Genomic DNA, 17,228 nt, shown 5'->3' with positions numbered 1-17,228 from the left:
CAAGCGCATTCAGGATTCTGATTTTTCAGGCTTTAATGACCTGATGAACCGGGCTTGCTGCGGCTTGGTTCAGGAACTTGCCGGTGCAGGCGACGAGCGGTTGCGCGGGACGCACGAGCGGGCCGTCGCAGCGGCCCCTTGTCCGATGCCGGATGGCCGGCACCGGCCAGGAGCCGGGTCGGCCCGGGCCGTCAGTCCAGGTCAGATCCGTCCGCTGATCAAGTCCGAGGCGCGCTCGGCGATCATCATCGTCGGCGCGTTGGTGTTGCCGCCGATCAGGCTCGGCATGACCGAGGCGTCGACCACGCGCAGCCCTTCGACCCCGCGCACGCGCAATCGCGAGTCGACCACCGAGGCATCGTCGTCGCCCATGCGGCAGGTGCCGACCGGGTGATAGACGCTCTCCGCCTTGGCGCGGACGAACTCGACCAGTTCGGCGTCGCTGAGGTCGTCGCGGGCCGGGAAGATCGGCGTGCCGCGATACGGGTCGAAGGCCTTCTGCGCGAACACGGTGCGCGAGAGCTTGGCGCACTCGAGCATCATCTTCATGTCGAAGCCTTCCGCGTCGCTCAGGTAATTGGCTTCGATGCGCGCCTTGTCGCCGGCGCTGGCGCTGGCCAGGCCGATGCGGCCGCGGCTGCGCGGGCGCAGGAAGCAGGCATGGGCGGTGTAGCCGTCGCCGGGCAGGCGATGGCGGCCGTGGTCGTCGAGCATCGCCGGGACGAAGTGCATCTGGATGTCGGCGCGCCGGTCCGGCGCCAATGCCGAGCGCACGAAGGCGCCGGCTTCGGCGATGTTGCTGCTGCCCGGGCCGCTGTGGCCGCGCAGGTAATAGTCGAAAGCGATGCGCAGGTCGCTGACGCGGTCGTAGGTCACGCGCCGGGTCGAGTGCTGCAGGGTGCAGATGTCGAGGTGGTCCTGCAGGTTCTGCCCGACCTGCGGCGCGTCGTGCAGCACCTCGATGCCGAGCCTGCGCAGTTCCTCGGCCGGGCCGATGCCCGACAGCATCAGCAGTTGCGGCGAATTGATCGCGCCGCCGCTCAGCAGCACTTCGCGCGTCGCGTGCTGGTGATAGGCGCGGCCGCCCACGCTGTAGGTCACGCCGGTGGCGCGGCCGTGCTCGATGGTGATGCGATTGACCAGGGCGCCGGTGACGACGTGCAGGTTGTGGCGTTCGCGCGCCGGGTCCAGATAGGCGACCGCGCTCGAACAGCGCGCGCCGTTCTTCTGGGTCACCTGGTAAAGACCGAAGCCTTCCTGTTTCGGGCCGTTGAAATCCGGGTTGGCGGCATAGCCGGCCTGTTGCCCGGCTTCGATGAAGACGCCCGACAGCGGATTGGTGTAGCGCAGGTCGGAGACGTAGAGCGGGCCGTGACTGCCGTGCAGGGCGCTGTCGCCGCGGCTGTTGCGCTCGGAGCGACGGAAGTAAGGCAGCACGTCGTTCCAGCCCCAACCGCTGGCGCCGGCCGCGGCCCAGTCGTCGTAGTCGCCGGGCACGCCGCGGATGTAGCACATGGCGTTGATCGAGCTGGAACCGCCGAGCACCTTGCCGCGCGGCCACCACAGCACGCGCTGATTGAGCTGCGCCTCGGGGGCGGTGTCGTAATTCCAGTTCACGCCTTTCTTGCCGACCAGCTTGGCCAGCCCGGCGGGCATGTGGATGAAGGGATGGCGGTCGCGCGGACCGGCCTCGATCAACAGCACCCGGGCGTCGGGATCTTCGCTGAGGCGATTGGCCAGCACGCAACCGGCCGAACCGGCGCCGACGATGATGTAGTCGAACTCTTGGGGCATTCTCGGGCTGCTCTGCATCGGTCGCTTTACCGTGCCGCGAACGTAAGCGCCAAAACTAGAGCATATGCTCCCAATCGCCGCCTCGCAGCCGCCCGACACGGTGCTGGCGGTGGGCGACGCCTTGGGCTACCGTGCCGGCAACGTGCGGGACCGGCGCTTTGCGGCGCCACCAGCGGCGAGGAGACCGGGCCCGGCCCGGCGCTGCGCCGATGACCCGCACCACCGTCGGCTACGCCGGCAGTCCCATACGGAGCGACGGAATGTCGGCAGTCCAAGGCGCCAGCCTGCAGACCGGGCGCGTCCACAGCGGGGAATGGCGCGCGGTCGCGTTCTCGCTGGCGTATTTCTTCTGCGTGCTGACCGCGTACTACGTGATCCGCCCGGTCCGCGACCAGCTCAGCGCCTCGGTCGGTTCGACCCAACTGCCGTGGTTCTACGCCGCGACCTTCCTGGCGACCTTGGCGCTGACCCCGGTGTTTTCGGCGCTGGTCTCGCGCTATCCGCGCCGGGTCGTGGTACCGCTGGTGTACGGTTTCTTCATCGCCTGCCTGCTCGCCTTCGTGCCGCTGTTCAGCGCCCACGGCGTGCTCAGCCCGCGCGCGCTCGGCACCGTGTTCTTCGTCTGGATCAGCGTCTTCAATCTGTTCGTGGTATCGGTGTTCTGGAGCTTCATGACCGACATCTGGAGCGAAGGCCAGGCGCGGCGTTTGTTCCCGCTGATCGCGGTCGCCGGCACGCTCGGTTCGCTCGCGGGTCCGGCCTTGACCCGAGTGTTGGTCGGCGTGATCGGGGTGGCGCCGCTGCTGATGGTCTCGGCGAGCCTGCTCGGTCTGGCGCTGGTGTTCGTCGCCTTGCTCGGGCATTGGTCGCGCATCCATGGCAGCCGACGTTTCGAGGCCTCGCACGAATCGGCGATCGGCGGGGGCATGCTCGACGGCCTCAAGCAGGTGTTCGCCCACCCCTTCATGCGTTCGATGGCGATCCTGCTGCTGCTCGGCGACTGGATCGGCACGGTCAACTACGGCCTCGTGGTGGATTACTCGAAGGCGACCTTCGTCGACGCGGTCGCACGCACCCGGTTCGCCGCCGACCTGGACTTGATGACCAATATGATCGCGCTCGCCGCGCAGTTGCTGTTGACGCCGTGGCTGCTGGCGCGACGCGGTGCGGCCACGGTGATCGGGGTGTGGTCGGTGGTGACGGTGTCGATCCTGGCGCTGGTCGCACTGGTCGCCGACCCGCATGCGCCGCTGACCCGATTGTTCCCGGGTTACGGCGCTCTGGTCGCGATGTTGCCGCAGGGCATGGCGGCGATGCTGCTGCCGATGCCGGCGGTGGCGATGGCGCTGGTGGTGAGCCGTGGGCTCGCCTACGGCATGGTCGGGCCGGCCCGCGAAAGTCTGTTCAGCAGCGCCGCGCGCACCCTGCGCTACAAGGGCAAGAACGCGGTCGACACCGCCGCCTGGCGCTTCGGCGACGTCGCCGTGGCGACCGCGATGGTCGGCCTGCGCGGCGTCGGTGTCGGCGTCGCCGGCCTGGCCGGCATCAGCGCCGCGGTCGCCGCCGGCGCCGGACTGATCGGCTGGAACATCGCCCGTTGGGTCCAACGCGGCGGCGCCTCGGAAACGCAGGAGGCCCCGAAAGCATGAAACGCGGTTGGCGGCCGTGGCCGCGTCAGTTGTGGCTGCAGCGCTTGTTCGTCGGCGTGGTCCTGTGCGGGCTCGGATGCTTCGCCTGGGGGTTCTTCTGGGAGCCGCGGCAATTGGTCGAGCGCGATTACGCGTTCGCTCTGCCGCACTGGTCGCGCGACTGCGAAGGCCTGCGCATCGACGTCGTCGCCGACCTGCACACCGGGTCGCCGCACAACGGCCTCGACCGGCTCGACCGCATCGTCGAACGGCTGGCCGCAAGCGACGCCCAGGCGGTGCTGATGGCCGGCGATTACGTGATCCTCAGCGTGCTCGGCGGTACCTACATCTCGGCCGAGCAGATGGCGCCGCACCTGCGACCGCTGACCCGGCGCAAACCGGTCTACGCCGTGCTCGGCAACCACGACTGGTGGAAGGACGGCGTCCGCGTGCGTGCCGCACTGGAGTCGGCCGGGGTGATCGTGCTCGAAGACCAGGCACAGGCAGTGCAACTCGGCGCCTGCCGGGTGTGGATGGTCGGCATCGGCGACAAATGGGAGACCGCCCACGACATCGGCCGTGCCTTCGCCGGCGTCGCCGACGATGCGCCCGTGCTGGCCCTGACCCACAACCCCGATCTGTTTCCCGAGGTCCCGCCGCGCGCATCGTTGACCGTCGCCGGACACACCCACGGCGGCCAGGTGCGCCTGCCGTGGATCGGCACCCCGGTGCTGCCGGCCGACCAGCGCTATGCCGGCGGCTATCTGATCGAGCACGGCAAGTCCCTGTTCGTCTCGACCGGCATCGGCACCAGCATCCTGCCGGTCCGCTTCGGCGTGCCGCCGGAGATTTCGCGGTTGACGCTGCGTGCCGCCGTGCCAGGTCGGGAGCGACGCGCGCCCGATTGAGCCATTGTCTCAAGCTGCAGCTACGGGCTTTCGATAGGCGCCAGCGGCAGTTGCTGAGTAGCCGTGTCGTCGAATCGTTCTGCCGGACCCGACCGGACCGGGCCGAGGACGGCACCGGCCGGACCGAGCGGCCGGCGCTTCAGCGCGCGATAGCCTTCGGTTGCGGATCGTTCGGGCCGCGAAGGTTCTGTGCTTCCTGAGTTTGCGAGGCTTGTGCCTGGAGCTTGCTCAGCCCTTGCGAGACCTGCTCCATCGGCGGGGATTGCGCAGGATCGGCGCTGATATGAAAGCCGGGAGTCTGGCCGCCGACCCAAATCTTGCCGCCGATCAGGCCGATCTCGTTCGAGTTCACTTTCGACGGGTCGGTCAGGCCGCCTTGCTTGGCCAGAAACATCGCATGCGCCACGGCATTGTCCGGCACGCTGGCCGGCAGTTTGTCGCGCAACAACTGGAAGTAGCCGTTGTCCGGGTGCCCTACATCGCGCAAATCGCGCGAGGCCGCCGGAGGCGCACTCGCAGCCGACGGGGTGAGCGGTGCCGGGGATTCGGCCGGGCCAGGCACGGCCGGAACAGGCGCGCCCGGGGGCGGGCGGGCCAGGCTCGGACTGGTGTCGGTAAAGCTCGCTGGCAGCCTGAGGCCGGTAAGGCCTAGTTCCTTGAGATTGACCTTGATCTCCGGTGCGGGGTGGCTGGGGTTGCCGACTCTGGCGGCGGCCAGGGTCTCGTTCTCTATCTTGTTGATGAGAGCCAGAGATCGCGGGCCGTAGACCTTCGGGTAGCCGTTGGCCTCGTAGAAATGCTCGCCGATGGCGTCGATGTTCGCCGTCGTCGCAGCGATCTTGCCGTTCTTGTCGATCGTCAGCCCGGCTTTCGGCGTGTATTTTTCCTTGCCCGGCGTGCCGCCGATATCGAAGTACTGCTCCATCTGGTTGGAGGAGTGAAACAACTTGTCGTAAAGCTGTTCCTTGCTGGCTTTCGGATTTTCCCTGCGCACGTGCGCGGCCAGCACGTTGAACCCGGCGATCTGGTCGTTCGCCTCGCGCTGGCGGCTCTCAGTATTGCGATCTTTGACGAGAGTCGTGTAATCGTGCGGCGACGGGCCTTCGGCGATCTTGCGCACCTTGTCTTCGAATGCGGTATTGCCGTCGGCGATGGCCTTTTTGTTGACCGAGTGTTCGATCTCGTGGCCGAACACCAGCCGCAGCGTATTGGCGTTGCGAGGATTGGTGTCGGCGCTGTTGAGCATGTCCATCGGCAGGGCGATGGATTTGTCGATCGGATTAAAACCGCCCATCACGCCTCTGGAGCGCAGGGCCGGGTCGAGCGGTTTGATCTTGTCGAGGTTGTCGAGCCCGATCGACTTGATGATGCGGGCTTGCAACTCGGGCGTGGTCTTGAGCAGGTCGCGCAGGTTTTTGCCACCGGCTGCGTTGGTACTCTCGAAATCCTTGAGCATCGCTTCCAGTTTTTCGGCGGGCGTGGCCATGGCGGGCTCCTTCAGGCCTGGGTGCTGATGGCGAGACTGGAGATGCAGGCTCGACCTTGCTCAGGGTCTTGGTTGCCGTGGGTATAGATCGCCACTTCGACCTTGCCGCGAACGAAGCTCCAGGGCTCGACTCCGCGGTAGCCGAAGCCGGGGTCGCTGCCGTCGCCGCTCGGCAAGCTCTGGGCCTGGAAACCGGCCGAGGTCAAGGCTTGGCTGTAGTCCTTGAAGTCCATGCTGCAGATCGGCGCGATGTCGGCGACGCCTTGGGCCTGGCTCAGGAAGCGGAAATCCAGGCGCGTGGGTTTTTCCCCCTGCCGGTACGACACCGAGGTCAGGCTGTACGCCCACGCGTTCGTCAGCGCGCCACCGAAACCGTATTCGGTGCGGTCCTCGGAATGGATCTCGACCTTGATGCCGGTCTGCTTTTCGATGTTCTCGGGAGAAAGGTCCTGGGCACCGTGAATGCTGTCGATCAGTTTCAGCACTCGTTTGCCGATCTGTTCGGCGTCGAGCCGGGCGCTGTCGGCGAGGGTCGGCGATGGCGTGGTCATGGCGGCATTCTCCTTGGCCGATGCAGGGGGCTGGGGCGTGGTGGTGCAGGATGCGATCAGGGCGCAGAACATCAGTGCGAAGAACAGGGCCGGAAGCAGGCCGGCTCCAGCGGCGGTCGCTGCGGTCGCGCGCATAGGCATCCTCCGTTGATGCGATGGGGAATCCGCAGGCTACTGCCCCGATGCCCCCTGGACAATCGAACTGGCGCTGAAACCGTGGTTTTCGGACGGCCGATTCAGGGTTTTCCAACAAACCACGCGCATCGGCACGGAAACGACGGCTGGCTTTGCCGAGCTTGTTCAGGCCCACGGGCATTCGCTCGATCCGTTTCGGAGCCGGACTGCGTCCCCGATCACGGCTTCCGTGCGCCGGGCTCGGCGCGTTCCCGCCCATGCCGAAGGTCGGTATGACCATCCGCAGGGGCCGCATGCGGGCTCCGCGGCTAGTTTGGGCGGGGGAATGGGAGCAGCGACGATGCGCAAGCCGAGCGGGCACGATGGGGTTGAATGCGTATTCGCGTCGTTCGCCACGCGCTGCGCTCGTATCGATGCGATCAGGGCATGGACATGAGTGCTGCCTCTGCCAGCCCGCATCCGCACCGGCGCCTGTCCTCGAACGCGCCACTGTGGTGGTCGTTGCTGTATTTCTTCTGCCTGCTCTGCGGCTATTACGTGTTGCGCCCGGTGCGCGATGCGATGGGCGCGTCGGCCGATGCGGCCACGGTGTTTCCGCAGGCGATGATCGGCTGGGCGCAGGCGCACGGTCTGGAGCTGCGCGACTTCGTGCTGCAGGTGTTGTTCACCTGCACCTTCGTGACCATGCTGGCCTTGCAGCCGGTCTATGGCGCCCTGGTCGCGCGGTTTCCGCGACGGGTGTTGCTGCCGGTGGTGTACGCCTTGTTCATCGCCTGCCTGCTGGCCTTCCACTGGGCCTTCAACGCCGGGGTGCCGGGGCGGGGCATGGTGTTCTTCGTCTGGACCGCGGTGTTCAACCTGTTCGCGGTGACGGTGTTCTGGAGTTACATGGCCGACGTGTTCGACGATGCCCAGGCGCGTCGTCTGTACGGCTATATCGGTGCCGGCGGCACCGCCGGCGCGGTGCTCGGGCCGATCCTGACTCAATGGCTGGTGCAGCCGCTGGGCGTGGCCAATCTGTTGCTGGTCTCGGTGGCGTTCCTGTCGGTGTGCGTGCTGTGCATCGTGCGGCTGCGGCCGTGGGCGATCCGGCGCGAGCGCGAGCACGGCCTCGACAGCGGCGAAGGCGCGATGGGCGGCTCGATCTGGGCCGGCCTGAAACTGGTCTGGCAGCGGCCGGTGCTGCGGGCGATGGCGGTCACCCTGTTCTTCAGCGTCGGCGCGGCGACCTTGCTCTATAACCAGCAGGCGGCGATCGCGCGCGAGTTCTATCCCAGCGCCGAGGCCGCGACGCGCTATTTCGCCCGCATCGACAGCGCGGTCAACCTGCTCGCGATCCTCACCCAGTTGCTGCTGACCCGCTGGTTGTTGAATCGCCACGGCGTCGCCCCGGCCTTGTTGATGCCGGGCCTGACCTTGTTGCTCGGTTTCGGCGTGCTGCTGTCCTCGCCGCTGCCGGTGATGGTCGCGATCGTGCAGGTGCTGCAGCGCGCCGGCGAATTCGCCCTGGCCAAGCCCGCACGCGAGACCTTGTACACGCGGGTCGATCGGCCGTCGCGCTACAAGGGCAAGGCGGTGATCGACACTGCGGTGTTCCGCGGCACCGACCTGGCCTTCGTCTGGATCCACAAGGGCCTGGCCGTGTTCGGCACCCAGGCGGTGTTCGCGGCCGGCGTGCTCGCCGCCGCCGGCATGACGATGAGCGCCTGGAGCATCGTGCGCGCCCAACGCGGCTTGCCGGGCGCGGCTTCGAATCTTCCTACCGACATCCGACCTATACGAGGTGAAGCATGAAAACCAGCCGTCGCGATTTCCTGGCCGCGGCCGCCGCCGGCGCCGGCCTGCTCGCCTTGCCCTCGTTCGCGCGCAGCCTGCGCAAACCGGCAGCATTGAAATTGCTGGTGCTCGGGGGCACCGGCTTTCTCGGCCCGCATTTCGTCGAGATCGCCCGCAAGCACGGCCACACCCTGACCCTGTTCAATCGCGGCAAGACCAACCCCGGCAAGTTCTCGGGCGAGCAGTTCAGCGATATCGAGCAACTGCACGGCGACCGCAAGACCGACATGAAGGCGCTGGAAGGCGAGCGCCGGTGGGATGCGGTGCTGGATACCTCGGCGTATCTGCCGGCGGATGTGACGCGCTCGGCCCAGTTGCTCGCGCCGCGGGTCAAGCAGTATCTGCTGGTGTCGACGATTTCGGTCTACGCCAAGAACGACGTGCCCAGCGACGAGAATTCGCCGCTCGCGGTGCTGGCCGACCCCAACGTCACCGAGGTCACCGGCGAAACCTACGGCGGCCTCAAGGCCTTGTGCGAGCAGGCCGCCGAGCGCGAACTGCCCAAGCGCACCACCGTGGTCCGTCCGGGCCTGATCGTCGGCCCCGGCGACACCACCGACCGTTTCAGCTATTGGCCGGCGCGCGCCGACCGCGGCGGCGAAATTCTCGCGCCCGGCAGCGCGCAGGACCCGACCCAGTTCATCGACGTGCGCGACCTGGCGGCGTTCCTGCTGGCGACGATCGAGCACGGTCACTACGGCACCTACAACGCCGATGCCGCGCCTGGCGCCCTGAGCATGGGCGCGGTGTTGGCCGAATCGCAGCGCGCGGCCAAGGCGAAGTCGACGGTCACCTGGGTGCCGGCGGATTTCCTCGAAGCGCAGAAAGTGTCGCCGTGGCAGGACATGCCGGCCTGGATTCCGGCGCGCGGCGAGTACGCCGGCTTCGGCCGCACCTCGGTGGCGAAGGCGCGCGCGGCCGGCCTGAGCTATCGGCCGCTGGGCGAGACCGTGCGCGACACGCTCGCTTACTGGCACAGCCTGCCGGCCGAACGCCGCGCCAAGCCCAAGGCCGGGATCGCGCCGCAACGCGAGGCCGAGGTGTTGCAGGCCTGGCATGCCAGCGCTGAGGCGGCGAAGGAGACGGAGAAGGAGAAATGAGTGCGGAGGAGTGAGAAATGAGCGAAAGCCGGAAGCCCGAGGCTTTACTCGTTCCTCACCACTCGTTCCTCACTCCTCACTCCCCTCCGGTCAAAGCCGTATCCTGGGGCTCCGATACCCGCCTTAGCCTAGGAGCCAGCCGATGCACTGGATCGCCGTTGCCCTGATCGTCGTGGTCGCGCTGCTGCACCTGTATTTCATGGTCCTGGAGATGTTCCTGTGGACCAAGCCGCTCGGGCTCAAGGTGTTCGGCCAGAGCCTGGAGAAGGCCGAGCAGTCGAAGGTGCTCGCCGCGAACCAGGGCCTGTACAACGGCTTCCTCGCCGCCGGCCTGATCTGGTCGCTGGTATGCACGCGCCAGGATGTCGCGCTGTTCTTCCTGGCCTGCGTGGTGATCGCCGGCGTGTACGGCGCGGCCACGGTCAATCGCCGCATCTTCTTCATCCAGGCGCTGCCGGCCTTGCTCGGCTTCCTGGCGGTGTGGCTGCACTGAGCGCGGTCGCTGCCTGGCGCGGCACGGCCCGAGGTCGTACGGGCAAGCCGAATCCGTCTTGCGGCCTTAGCCGCGCAGGATCGAATCGCCGGCGGCCAGGCGCTTGAGCACGCGGGCTTCATCGAGCACCACGAACTCGTCGATGTCCTGGCCTTCGCGCTCGTCCGCGTCCAGGCCGTCCCATTCCTCGCGATCGAGTACGCCGTCGTCGACGAGTTCGCTGAGGCTGTGCGGCGGCAAGGGCAGGGGTTGCTCGTCGACGATGACGTAGGCGCTGGTGCGCGCCACGCGCAGGCCTTCGGCGCGATCGATGGTCAACCAGCCGGCATCGCCGGACAGCAGCACCGGCGCCTGCACGCTGCCGGCGACATGGGCGGTGCTGTCGCCGAGGTCGGCGACCACGGCTTCGCTCGCGATCAGATTGCCGGTGACGACCAGATGGAAGTCGTGGGCCACGACCAGGTTGCGGCAGCGCAGGTCGCCGAGCACGATCAAGGCGCCCTGGCCGTGCTCGCCGGTGCCGATCACCGCGTTGCCGGCGAGGTCGAGCGAGCCTTCGACGATCAGGAAGGCCTGGCTGGGGCGCCAGGCCGGGGCGGACGAGGCCTGGCCGCGGATCGAGGCCCAGCCGACATCCATCGCCAATAGTTCCCGCGCCTGAGCGGCGGCGGCGCCTTCGCCGACGAGCGGCAGGCGTTCGATCAATTCGCGTACAGGGGACGACATCGTTGCGTTCCTTCGACAGGTGCGGGTCCGTGCGCGGCGGAACTGCATGCCGGGAAGCGGTTGCCGATGCGGCGCCGGAAGAGGCGCACGATGCCATCGACAGTCCTGTCACACTGTACGTACGCAATCGCGTGGCCGACAGGGCCACGATTTGCCGTAATCGGCCGAAATCAACCGATTGTGGCTGCTCAGGCGGTTGCGGCCGCGAACAATGAGTCGTCAGTCACGCCGTGACCAAGACGGGCCGCCTGGCCGATGTCGCCGGCTCAACCGTGCAATTTCTTCGCCACCTCGGCGACTTCGCGGCCCTGGTAGCGCGCCGCGTCGAGTTCGTTGTCGCTGGGCTGGCGCGCGCCGTCGCTGCCGGCGATGGTGGTGCTGCCGTAGGGCGCGCCGCCGGTGACTTCGTCCAGGCGCGTCTGCCCCGGGAAACCGTAGTTCAGGCCGACGATCACCATGCCGAAATGCAGCAGGTTGGTGATGATCGAGAACAAGGTGGTCTCCTGGCCGCCGTGCTGGGTCGCGGTCGAGGTGAAGGCGGCGCCGACCTTGCCGTGCAGCACGCCCGAAGCCCACAGGCCGCCGGCCTGGTCGAGAAAATTGGCCATCTGCGAAGACATGCGGCCGAAGCGCGTGCCGGTGCCGATGATGATCGCGTCGTAGTCGGCCAGCTCGGCGATCTTGGCGATCGGCGCCTGCTGGTCGAGCTTGTAGTGCGACTTGCGCGCGACCTCGTCCGGCACCAGTTCGGGCACGCGCTTGATGTCGACCTGCGCGCCTGCGCCGCGGGCGCCTTCGGCGACGGCCTGCGCCATGGTTTCGATGTGGCCATAGGCCGAGTAATACAGCACCAGGATCTTCGCCATCGCCATCGCCATCGCCTCATTGCCGGGTAGGCCGTCGAGCCTAGGTCGGCGCGGTTCGAGGTTGCGTGAGGATGCGATGGCTGGTCGTGACGGCGGTTGCGCAGCGTTTGCGACGCAGGCCAGACAGCCTGCCGCATCGCGTCGCCGTCGACTAGACCGCCATCCGGGATGGACAGTCCCGAATCGTCGTCAATTCGCAAACGCACGCAACGGCGCGGCTTGCGCTCATCGTTCGCTGTCCGGAACGATGAAAGCATGGCGGTGCGGTTTATCCGCGCGACGCGATTTTCTAGATTGTGCCCATGCGCCGCACACGGCGCGCCGCGAGCCTTCCCCCATCCTCCACGCCGGCCCGATCGATCGGGCCGCGCGTCTTCGTCCCTGGAGTCTGTCGTGCTACTGCCTCTCTTGTTGTTGTCGGCGGCCGGTTTCACCGTGCTGACGACCGAATTCATCCTGGTCGGCCTGTTGCCGTCGCTGGCGCGCGATCTCGGCGTCAGCGTGTCGCAGGCCGGCTTGCTGGTGACCTTGTTCGCCTTCGCGGTCGCCGCCAGCGGTCCGTTCCTGACCGCCTATTTCTCGCGCTTCGAGCGCAAGCGTTTGTTCATCGTGGTGCTGCTGTTGTTCGCGGCTTCGAACGCGGTCGCGGCGATGGCGCCGAATCTCGGGGTGATGGCGTTCGCGCGTTTGATCCCCGCGCTCGGCGTGCCGGTGTTCTGGGCCCTGGCCAGCGAGACCGCGGTCGACCTGGCCGGCCAGGAACGCGCCGGCCGCGCGATCTCGGTGATTTCCTTCGGCGTGATCTGCGCCACCGTGATCGGCGTGCCGACCGGCACCCTGATCGCCGATGCCTTCGGTTGGCGCGCGGCCTTCGTCGCCTTGTCGATCGCTTCGTTGTTGAAGGCGACCTTGCTGTTCGTGTTCCTGCCGGACAGCCGCCTGGACAAGCCGCAGGTGAAGCTGAGCCAGCAGTTCCGGGTGCTGCGCGATCCGCGGGTGAGCGGGCATGTGCTGCTGTCGGTGCTGTTGTTCACCGGCATGTTCACGGCCTACACCTATCTGGCCGACATGTTCGAGCGGCTGGCCGGTTTCAACGGCTCGGTGGTGGGCTGGGCGCTGATGGCGTTCGGTGCGGTCGGCCTGATCGGCAACACCCTCGGCGGCCGCATCGTCGACCGCAATCCGCTGGCCGCTTCGATGATCTTCAGCGTGCCGATGGCGCTCGGCCTGGTGTTGGTGGTGCCGTCGATCCACTCGCTGCCGTTATTCGCCGCGACGTTGGCGCTGTGGGGCGTGACCCAGGCGGCGCTGTTCCCGGTCAGCCATGTGCGGGTGATGAAGTCCGCGCCCGAGGCGCCGGCGTTCGCCGCATCGCTGAACATCTCCGGCGCCAACCTCGGCATCGGCATCGGCGCCATCGTCGGCGGCCGCGTGATCGATGCGATCGGCGTGGGCGGCCTGGGTTATGTCGCCTCGGCCATCGTGGGGCTGTCGGTGCTGGTGGGGATGGGGTTGTTGGCGATGGGCGCGCGGCCGGAACCGGTAGAGGCGGTGGACTGCGCGACCTGAGCGACGGTGGCCGCGCGGTTCGCTTAAGCGAATCGCGCGGTCCGGATCGTACGGGGCCATCCAGACGAACGAACTCGGACGAGCAGGCTTCAGACGAGCAGGCTTCAGACGAGCAGGGGCATCGCGAAGATCGCCGCGCCGAGCACGAACAGCGCGGTCAACACATGCACCGTCGGCCGGTTGATGCGCAGGAACACGAACTGCTCGATCGTCCGCCCGACCCAGAACAGCGACATGCCGACCAGCACCGCGCGGCCTAGCGCGGTGCTTTGCAGTTCGTCGGTATAGAAGAAGCACAGCGCGGCAATGCCGAGCAGGATGTAAATCAGGCGCAGATTGAGGATCTGCAGGATCGCGCGGTCGGCGACGGTGGCGGTCTGCAGGCTGCGGCGCCAGCCGAACAGTTTCCAGAACGCCATGTGGAATACGGCGAAGGCCAGGCTGTGCAGGCCGCCGAGCCAGATCCAGGCGTTTGCGCTCATGACGGGTCTCCCGGTGCGGATCGCTTCCGGTTGGATGCTACGCCGGGCCCCGGCCTCGGGCTGTGCCGAGAGCGCGAATCAGCCGCGCTTGGGCTTGGGCGAGACGCGCATCGCGATGCGGGCGCGAAACACCGTGTCGCCGGCGGGGTCGGTGACGACGACGTCGACCGGCAGGTCGTAGGCGCTGTCGGATTCGACGATGGGCGCGGCCGGGGTTGCCACCGCTCGTACCTGGCCGACCGCCTTCTTGAGGTATTCCACGCTCATGCCGACCGGAATCCAGCGCATCGAGCGCGGGATGCTGACGTCGGTCATGACGCCGCCGGTGAGTTCGGCGAGGTTGCACATCGCGATCGCATGCACGGTGCCGAGGTGGTTGGTGATCTTGCGGCGGTGACGCATGGTCGCGCTGCAGCGGCCGGGTTCGAGCGACTCGAAGCGCGGTGAGATGCTGGCGAAGTAGGGCGCGTTCCAGCAGATGGCGCGCGAGAACAGCCAGTGGCCGGCCGGCCAGCGGGTCATCTTCTTGTACAGGGACAGGACGTCGGTGCTCATGGGCGGTGGCCGGATGGGAAGTGGAAGGGGGCGCGTTATTTCTTGCTGTCGTCTCCGCGCAGGCGGGGGTGAATGGATACGTTTGCGAGCCACTGGCTCGCGTATCCATGAACGCCAGGGTGCTGTGCGCCCTGGCCGGGCGGTAGAGACTTCAGAGTCATGTCGCGATGGAGCCCTGGATCCCCGCCTTCGCGGGGATGACGGTAGGAGGAGGCGCGATGCGGATACCCGAAACTAAAACGGCGGACCCGAGGGCCCGCCGTTTCGATTCATGCAGCGTGTCGCATGTGTGAGGCCTGCGCTTATGCCGCGGCGCGGGCGTCGCCGTGCTCGGCTTCGTGCCGCGCCTTGTACCCGGCCGAACGCAGCTCGGCAGCGTCGAAGTCGTCGACGCTGATCGCATCGATGGTCATCTCGCGCAGCTCTTCGAGTTGCTTGCGTTCCTCGGCGGTGATCCAGCCTTCGCGCACGCCTTCGTCGAGCTGGCTCGGGAAGTCCAGCGCTTCGATGTCGCTGTTCTTGAGCGCCTTGAGGAACTTGCGCTCGACCGGCTCGGCCAGGATGACCTTCTGCAGGTAGCTGTTGATGCGGCCAGCCGGGTTGTTCTCGCAGGGGGTGATGAACAGACCCTCGGCGAGGCGGTCGCGCGCATCGTTCGGCGACATCAGCAGGGACGCGGCGCGGTGGCCGAGGCGGTCGCTCGGGGCCTGGGCGCGGCGGCCCCAGGGGAAGATCAGCGCCCACAGCAGCCAGCCGACCGGACGGATCGGGAAGTTGCGCAGCGCGCCCGACAGCGCCAGTTCGATCTTGTGCACGGCGTCGTGGAAGGCCCAGGCGAGCAGCGGCTGGTCGCCGGCCGGACGGCCCTGGTCCTCGTAGCGCTTGAGCATGCTGCTGGCGATGTAGAGCTGGCTCAGCACGTCGCCGAGGCGGCCCGACAGCGATTCCTTGAACTTGAGCTTGCCGCCGAGCAGCAGCATCGAGGTGTCGGCCATCACCGCCAAGGTCGCCGAATAACGGTTGAGCTTGCGGTAGTAGCGGCGGGTGTAGGCATCGCCCGGGGCGGCGCCGATGCGCGCGGCGGTCAGGCCGTACCACCAACTGCGCACGGCGTTGGAGATGGCGAAGCCGATATGGCCGAACAGGTTTTTGTCGAACTCGCGCAGACGCTCGGTTTCGTCGGGCAGCATCGCCGCCTTCATTTCCTTGAGCACCCACGGGTGGCACAGGATCGCGCCCTGGCCGAAGATCATCAGCGAGCGCGTCATGATGTTCGCGCCTTCCACCGTGATCATGATCGGCAGCGCCTGCCAGTTGCGGCCGGCGTAGTTCTTCGGCCCCAGGATGATGCCCTTGCCGCCGTGGATGTCCATGACGTCCTTGGCGACTTCGCGGGCCATCTCGGTGCAGTGGTACTTGGCGATGGTCGACGGCACCGCCGGGTTCTCGCCGCGCGCGACCGCGGCCGCGGTGGCCTGCGACAGCGCGCTGACCGCGAAGGCATGGCCGGCGATGCGCGCCAGCGCTTCCTCGACGCCTTCGAAGCGGCCGACCGACAGGCCGAACTGCTTGCGGATGCGGGCGTAGGCGCCGGTGACGATGGCGCCCATCTTGGCGCCGCCGCTGCCCGAGGAGGGCAGGGTGATCGAGCGGCCGATCGACAGGCACTCGACCAGCATTTGCCAGCCCTTGCCGGCGTAGGCTTCGCCGCCGATCAGCTGGCTCAGCGGGATGAACACTTCCTTGCCGCGGACCGGGCCGTTCTGGAAGGTGCAGTTGAGCGGGAAATGGCGGCGGCCGACTTCGACGCCGGCGGTGTCGCGCGGCAGCAGCGCCAGGGTGATGCCGATGTCGCGCTTGTCGCCGATCAGGCCGTCCGGGTCGTACATGCGGAAGGCCAGGCCGATCAGGGTCGCGACCGGGGCCAGGGTGATGTAGCGCTTGTCGAAAGTCAGCTTGACGCCGACCACGCGCGCGCCGTTCCAGTCGCCCATGGTGACGATGCCGAAGTCCGGGATCGAGGTCGCATCCGAACCGGCCCAGGGGCCGGTCAGGCCGAAGCAGGGCACTTCACGGCCGTCGGCGAGGCGCGGCAGGTAGTGGTCCTTCTGTTCCTGGGTGCCGTAATGCATCAGCAGCTCGGCCGGGCCGAGCGAGTTCGGCACGCCGACGGTCGAGCTGACCACGCTGGAGACCGAGGCCAGTTTCTGTATCACCTTGTGGTTGGCCAGCGCGGTGAAACCCAGGCCGCCGTATTCCTTCGGGATGTTGAGGCCGAAGAACTTGTTCTTCTTGATGTAGCCCCACAGTTCCGGCGACAGATCGGCGTCGATGTGGGTGATCTGCCAATCGTTGGTCATCTTGCACAGCTCTTCGACCGGGCCGTCGAGGAAGGCTTGTTCCTCGGCGTTCAGCACCGGCTTGGGCTGCGACAGCAATTGCTGCCAGTCGGGCTTGCCCGAGAACAGTTCGCCTTCGAACCCGACCGTGCCGGCTTCGAGCGCGGTGCGTTCGGTTTCCGACAGCGGTGGCAGGATCTTGGTGTAGAAGCCGAGCAGCGGCTTGGTGATCAACGGCAGGCGGATCGCCGGCACCAGCAGCGGCACCGCGATCAGCGCGACCAGGACCGCGGCGACGATGGTCGCGATGGGGTTGGCGCCCAGCAGATAACAGCCCACCAGCACCGTCGCGGTCAGCGCGGCCCAGACCGGCAGGCGCAGGCGGTGATAGGCGGCGATGGCGCCGACCAGAAGGAAGGCAAGGAAGGGGATCGCGATACTCATGGCGGCGCTCCGGAGGATGCGGCTAAGACTCAAGCTGAGATTCAAGCTAATCGGGCATGTGTGATGTCAGTGCGGATAGCGATGCTCCCTGGCCGGCGAGCCGATCGGCATTCAAACGCTGGCATCAAACACTTAACATACGGACGAGTATGGAATCGCCGTTTCGAGCTGTCAACCGAGCCGCCGGGATTCGGGATTGGGGATACGGGATTCGGCGCGGCAGCGGGCAACAGCGTCGATTTTTCCGGGCGAGTCCGGGCTCTCGCTGTACCAATCCCGAATCCCAAATCCCCAATCCCGTCGCTTTTGCTGCACT

Annotated in this window: 14 protein-coding genes; 6 read left to right on the top strand and 8 right to left on the bottom strand. The window is 67.2% G+C overall.

Annotation, left to right across the window (positions count from 1 at the left end):
- Positions 1 to 201: 201 nt before the first annotated feature.
- The gene (locus ACTOWK_RS18825) at positions 202 to 1,794 is read right to left on the bottom strand and encodes a GMC family oxidoreductase (RefSeq protein ID WP_441331626.1); all 1,593 of its coding nucleotides are present in this window, start codon (positions 1,792 to 1,794) and stop codon (positions 202 to 204) included.
- A gap of 260 nt (positions 1,795 to 2,054) precedes the next feature.
- On the opposite strand from ACTOWK_RS18825, the gene ACTOWK_RS18820 reads away from it, so the two are divergent.
- Entirely contained in the window at positions 2,055 to 3,443 is a 1,389-nt protein-coding gene (locus tag ACTOWK_RS18820) for an NTP/NDP exchange transporter (protein WP_441331625.1), read from the top strand.
- Positions 3,440 to 4,330, top strand: a complete 891-nt coding sequence (locus ACTOWK_RS18815; RefSeq protein ID WP_441331624.1) for a metallophosphoesterase — start codon at positions 3,440 to 3,442, stop codon at positions 4,328 to 4,330. Before ACTOWK_RS18820 ends, ACTOWK_RS18815 begins: the two co-directional genes overlap by 4 nt.
- Positions 4,331 to 4,469: 139 nt before the next feature.
- Here the strand turns inward: ACTOWK_RS18815 and ACTOWK_RS18810 are convergent, their stop codons facing one another.
- Both ACTOWK_RS18810 and ACTOWK_RS18805 read right to left on the bottom strand, forming a co-directional pair.
- Entirely contained in the window at positions 4,470 to 5,816 is a 1,347-nt protein-coding gene (locus ACTOWK_RS18810; RefSeq protein WP_441331623.1) for a hypothetical protein, read from the bottom strand.
- 11 nt (positions 5,817 to 5,827) lie between these two features.
- Complete coding sequence (locus ACTOWK_RS18805) at positions 5,828 to 6,502, bottom strand: hypothetical protein (RefSeq protein WP_441331622.1); 675 nt, start codon at positions 6,500 to 6,502, stop codon at positions 5,828 to 5,830.
- A gap of 426 nt (positions 6,503 to 6,928) precedes the next feature.
- Here ACTOWK_RS18805 and ACTOWK_RS18800 point away from each other — a divergent pair, with 426 nt between their 5' ends.
- From ACTOWK_RS18800 to ACTOWK_RS18790, 3 genes are all read left to right on the top strand, one after another.
- Positions 6,929 to 8,296 (top strand): NTP/NDP exchange transporter, encoded by a 1,368-nt coding sequence (locus ACTOWK_RS18800; RefSeq protein WP_441331621.1) that lies wholly within the window; start codon positions 6,929 to 6,931, stop codon positions 8,294 to 8,296.
- Positions 8,293 to 9,438 carry an NAD-dependent epimerase/dehydratase family protein gene (locus ACTOWK_RS18795; protein WP_441331620.1) on the top strand — a complete coding sequence of 382 codons (1,146 nt, stop codon included), beginning with the start codon at positions 8,293 to 8,295 and terminating at the stop codon, positions 9,436 to 9,438. Before ACTOWK_RS18800 ends, ACTOWK_RS18795 begins: the two co-directional genes overlap by 4 nt.
- Before the next feature lie 142 nt (positions 9,439 to 9,580).
- Positions 9,581 to 9,931: a DUF1304 domain-containing protein gene (locus tag ACTOWK_RS18790; protein ID WP_441331619.1), complete on the top strand. Its 351-nt coding sequence runs from the start codon at positions 9,581 to 9,583 to the stop codon at positions 9,929 to 9,931.
- Positions 9,932 to 9,997: 66 nt separating this feature from the next.
- Here the strand turns inward: ACTOWK_RS18790 and ACTOWK_RS18785 are convergent, their stop codons facing one another.
- Together ACTOWK_RS18785 and wrbA are read right to left on the bottom strand one after the other, a co-directional pair.
- The gene (locus tag ACTOWK_RS18785; RefSeq protein WP_441331618.1) at positions 9,998 to 10,657 is read right to left on the bottom strand and encodes a polymer-forming cytoskeletal protein; all 660 of its coding nucleotides are present in this window, start codon (positions 10,655 to 10,657) and stop codon (positions 9,998 to 10,000) included.
- A gap of 266 nt (positions 10,658 to 10,923) precedes the next feature.
- Complete coding sequence (gene wrbA / locus ACTOWK_RS18780) at positions 10,924 to 11,523, bottom strand: NAD(P)H:quinone oxidoreductase (protein ID WP_441331617.1); 600 nt, start codon at positions 11,521 to 11,523, stop codon at positions 10,924 to 10,926.
- Between the two features lie 393 nt (positions 11,524 to 11,916).
- On the opposite strand from wrbA, the gene ACTOWK_RS18775 reads away from it, so the two are divergent.
- Positions 11,917 to 13,092, top strand: coding sequence for an MFS transporter (locus ACTOWK_RS18775; RefSeq protein ID WP_441331616.1), 1,176 nt, complete (start codon positions 11,917 to 11,919; stop codon positions 13,090 to 13,092).
- 104 nt (positions 13,093 to 13,196) lie between these two features.
- On the opposite strand, the gene ACTOWK_RS18770 is transcribed toward ACTOWK_RS18775, so the two are convergent.
- The 3 genes from ACTOWK_RS18770 to ACTOWK_RS18760 all read right to left on the bottom strand — a co-directional run bounded on the left by ACTOWK_RS18770 (position 13,197) and on the right by ACTOWK_RS18760 (position 16,912).
- Positions 13,197 to 13,574, bottom strand: coding sequence for a hypothetical protein (locus ACTOWK_RS18770; protein ID WP_441331615.1), 378 nt, complete (start codon positions 13,572 to 13,574; stop codon positions 13,197 to 13,199).
- A 78-nt stretch (positions 13,575 to 13,652) separates the two neighbouring features.
- Positions 13,653 to 14,129 carry a hotdog fold domain-containing protein gene (locus ACTOWK_RS18765; RefSeq protein ID WP_441331614.1) on the bottom strand — a complete coding sequence of 159 codons (477 nt, stop codon included), beginning with the start codon at positions 14,127 to 14,129 and terminating at the stop codon, positions 13,653 to 13,655.
- Positions 14,130 to 14,431: 302 nt separating this feature from the next.
- The gene (locus ACTOWK_RS18760; RefSeq protein WP_441331613.1) at positions 14,432 to 16,912 is read right to left on the bottom strand and encodes an acyl-CoA dehydrogenase; all 2,481 of its coding nucleotides are present in this window, start codon (positions 16,910 to 16,912) and stop codon (positions 14,432 to 14,434) included.
- Between the last annotated feature and the right edge of the window lie 316 nt (positions 16,913 to 17,228).

Origin of the sequence: Lysobacter sp. CA196, from assembly GCF_052078695.1 — a bacterium.
GTDB lineage: Bacteria > Pseudomonadota > Gammaproteobacteria > Xanthomonadales > Xanthomonadaceae > Lysobacter.
The sequence above is the reverse complement of the archived record's forward strand: the minus strand, read 5'-3'. Positions and strand labels throughout refer to the sequence as shown.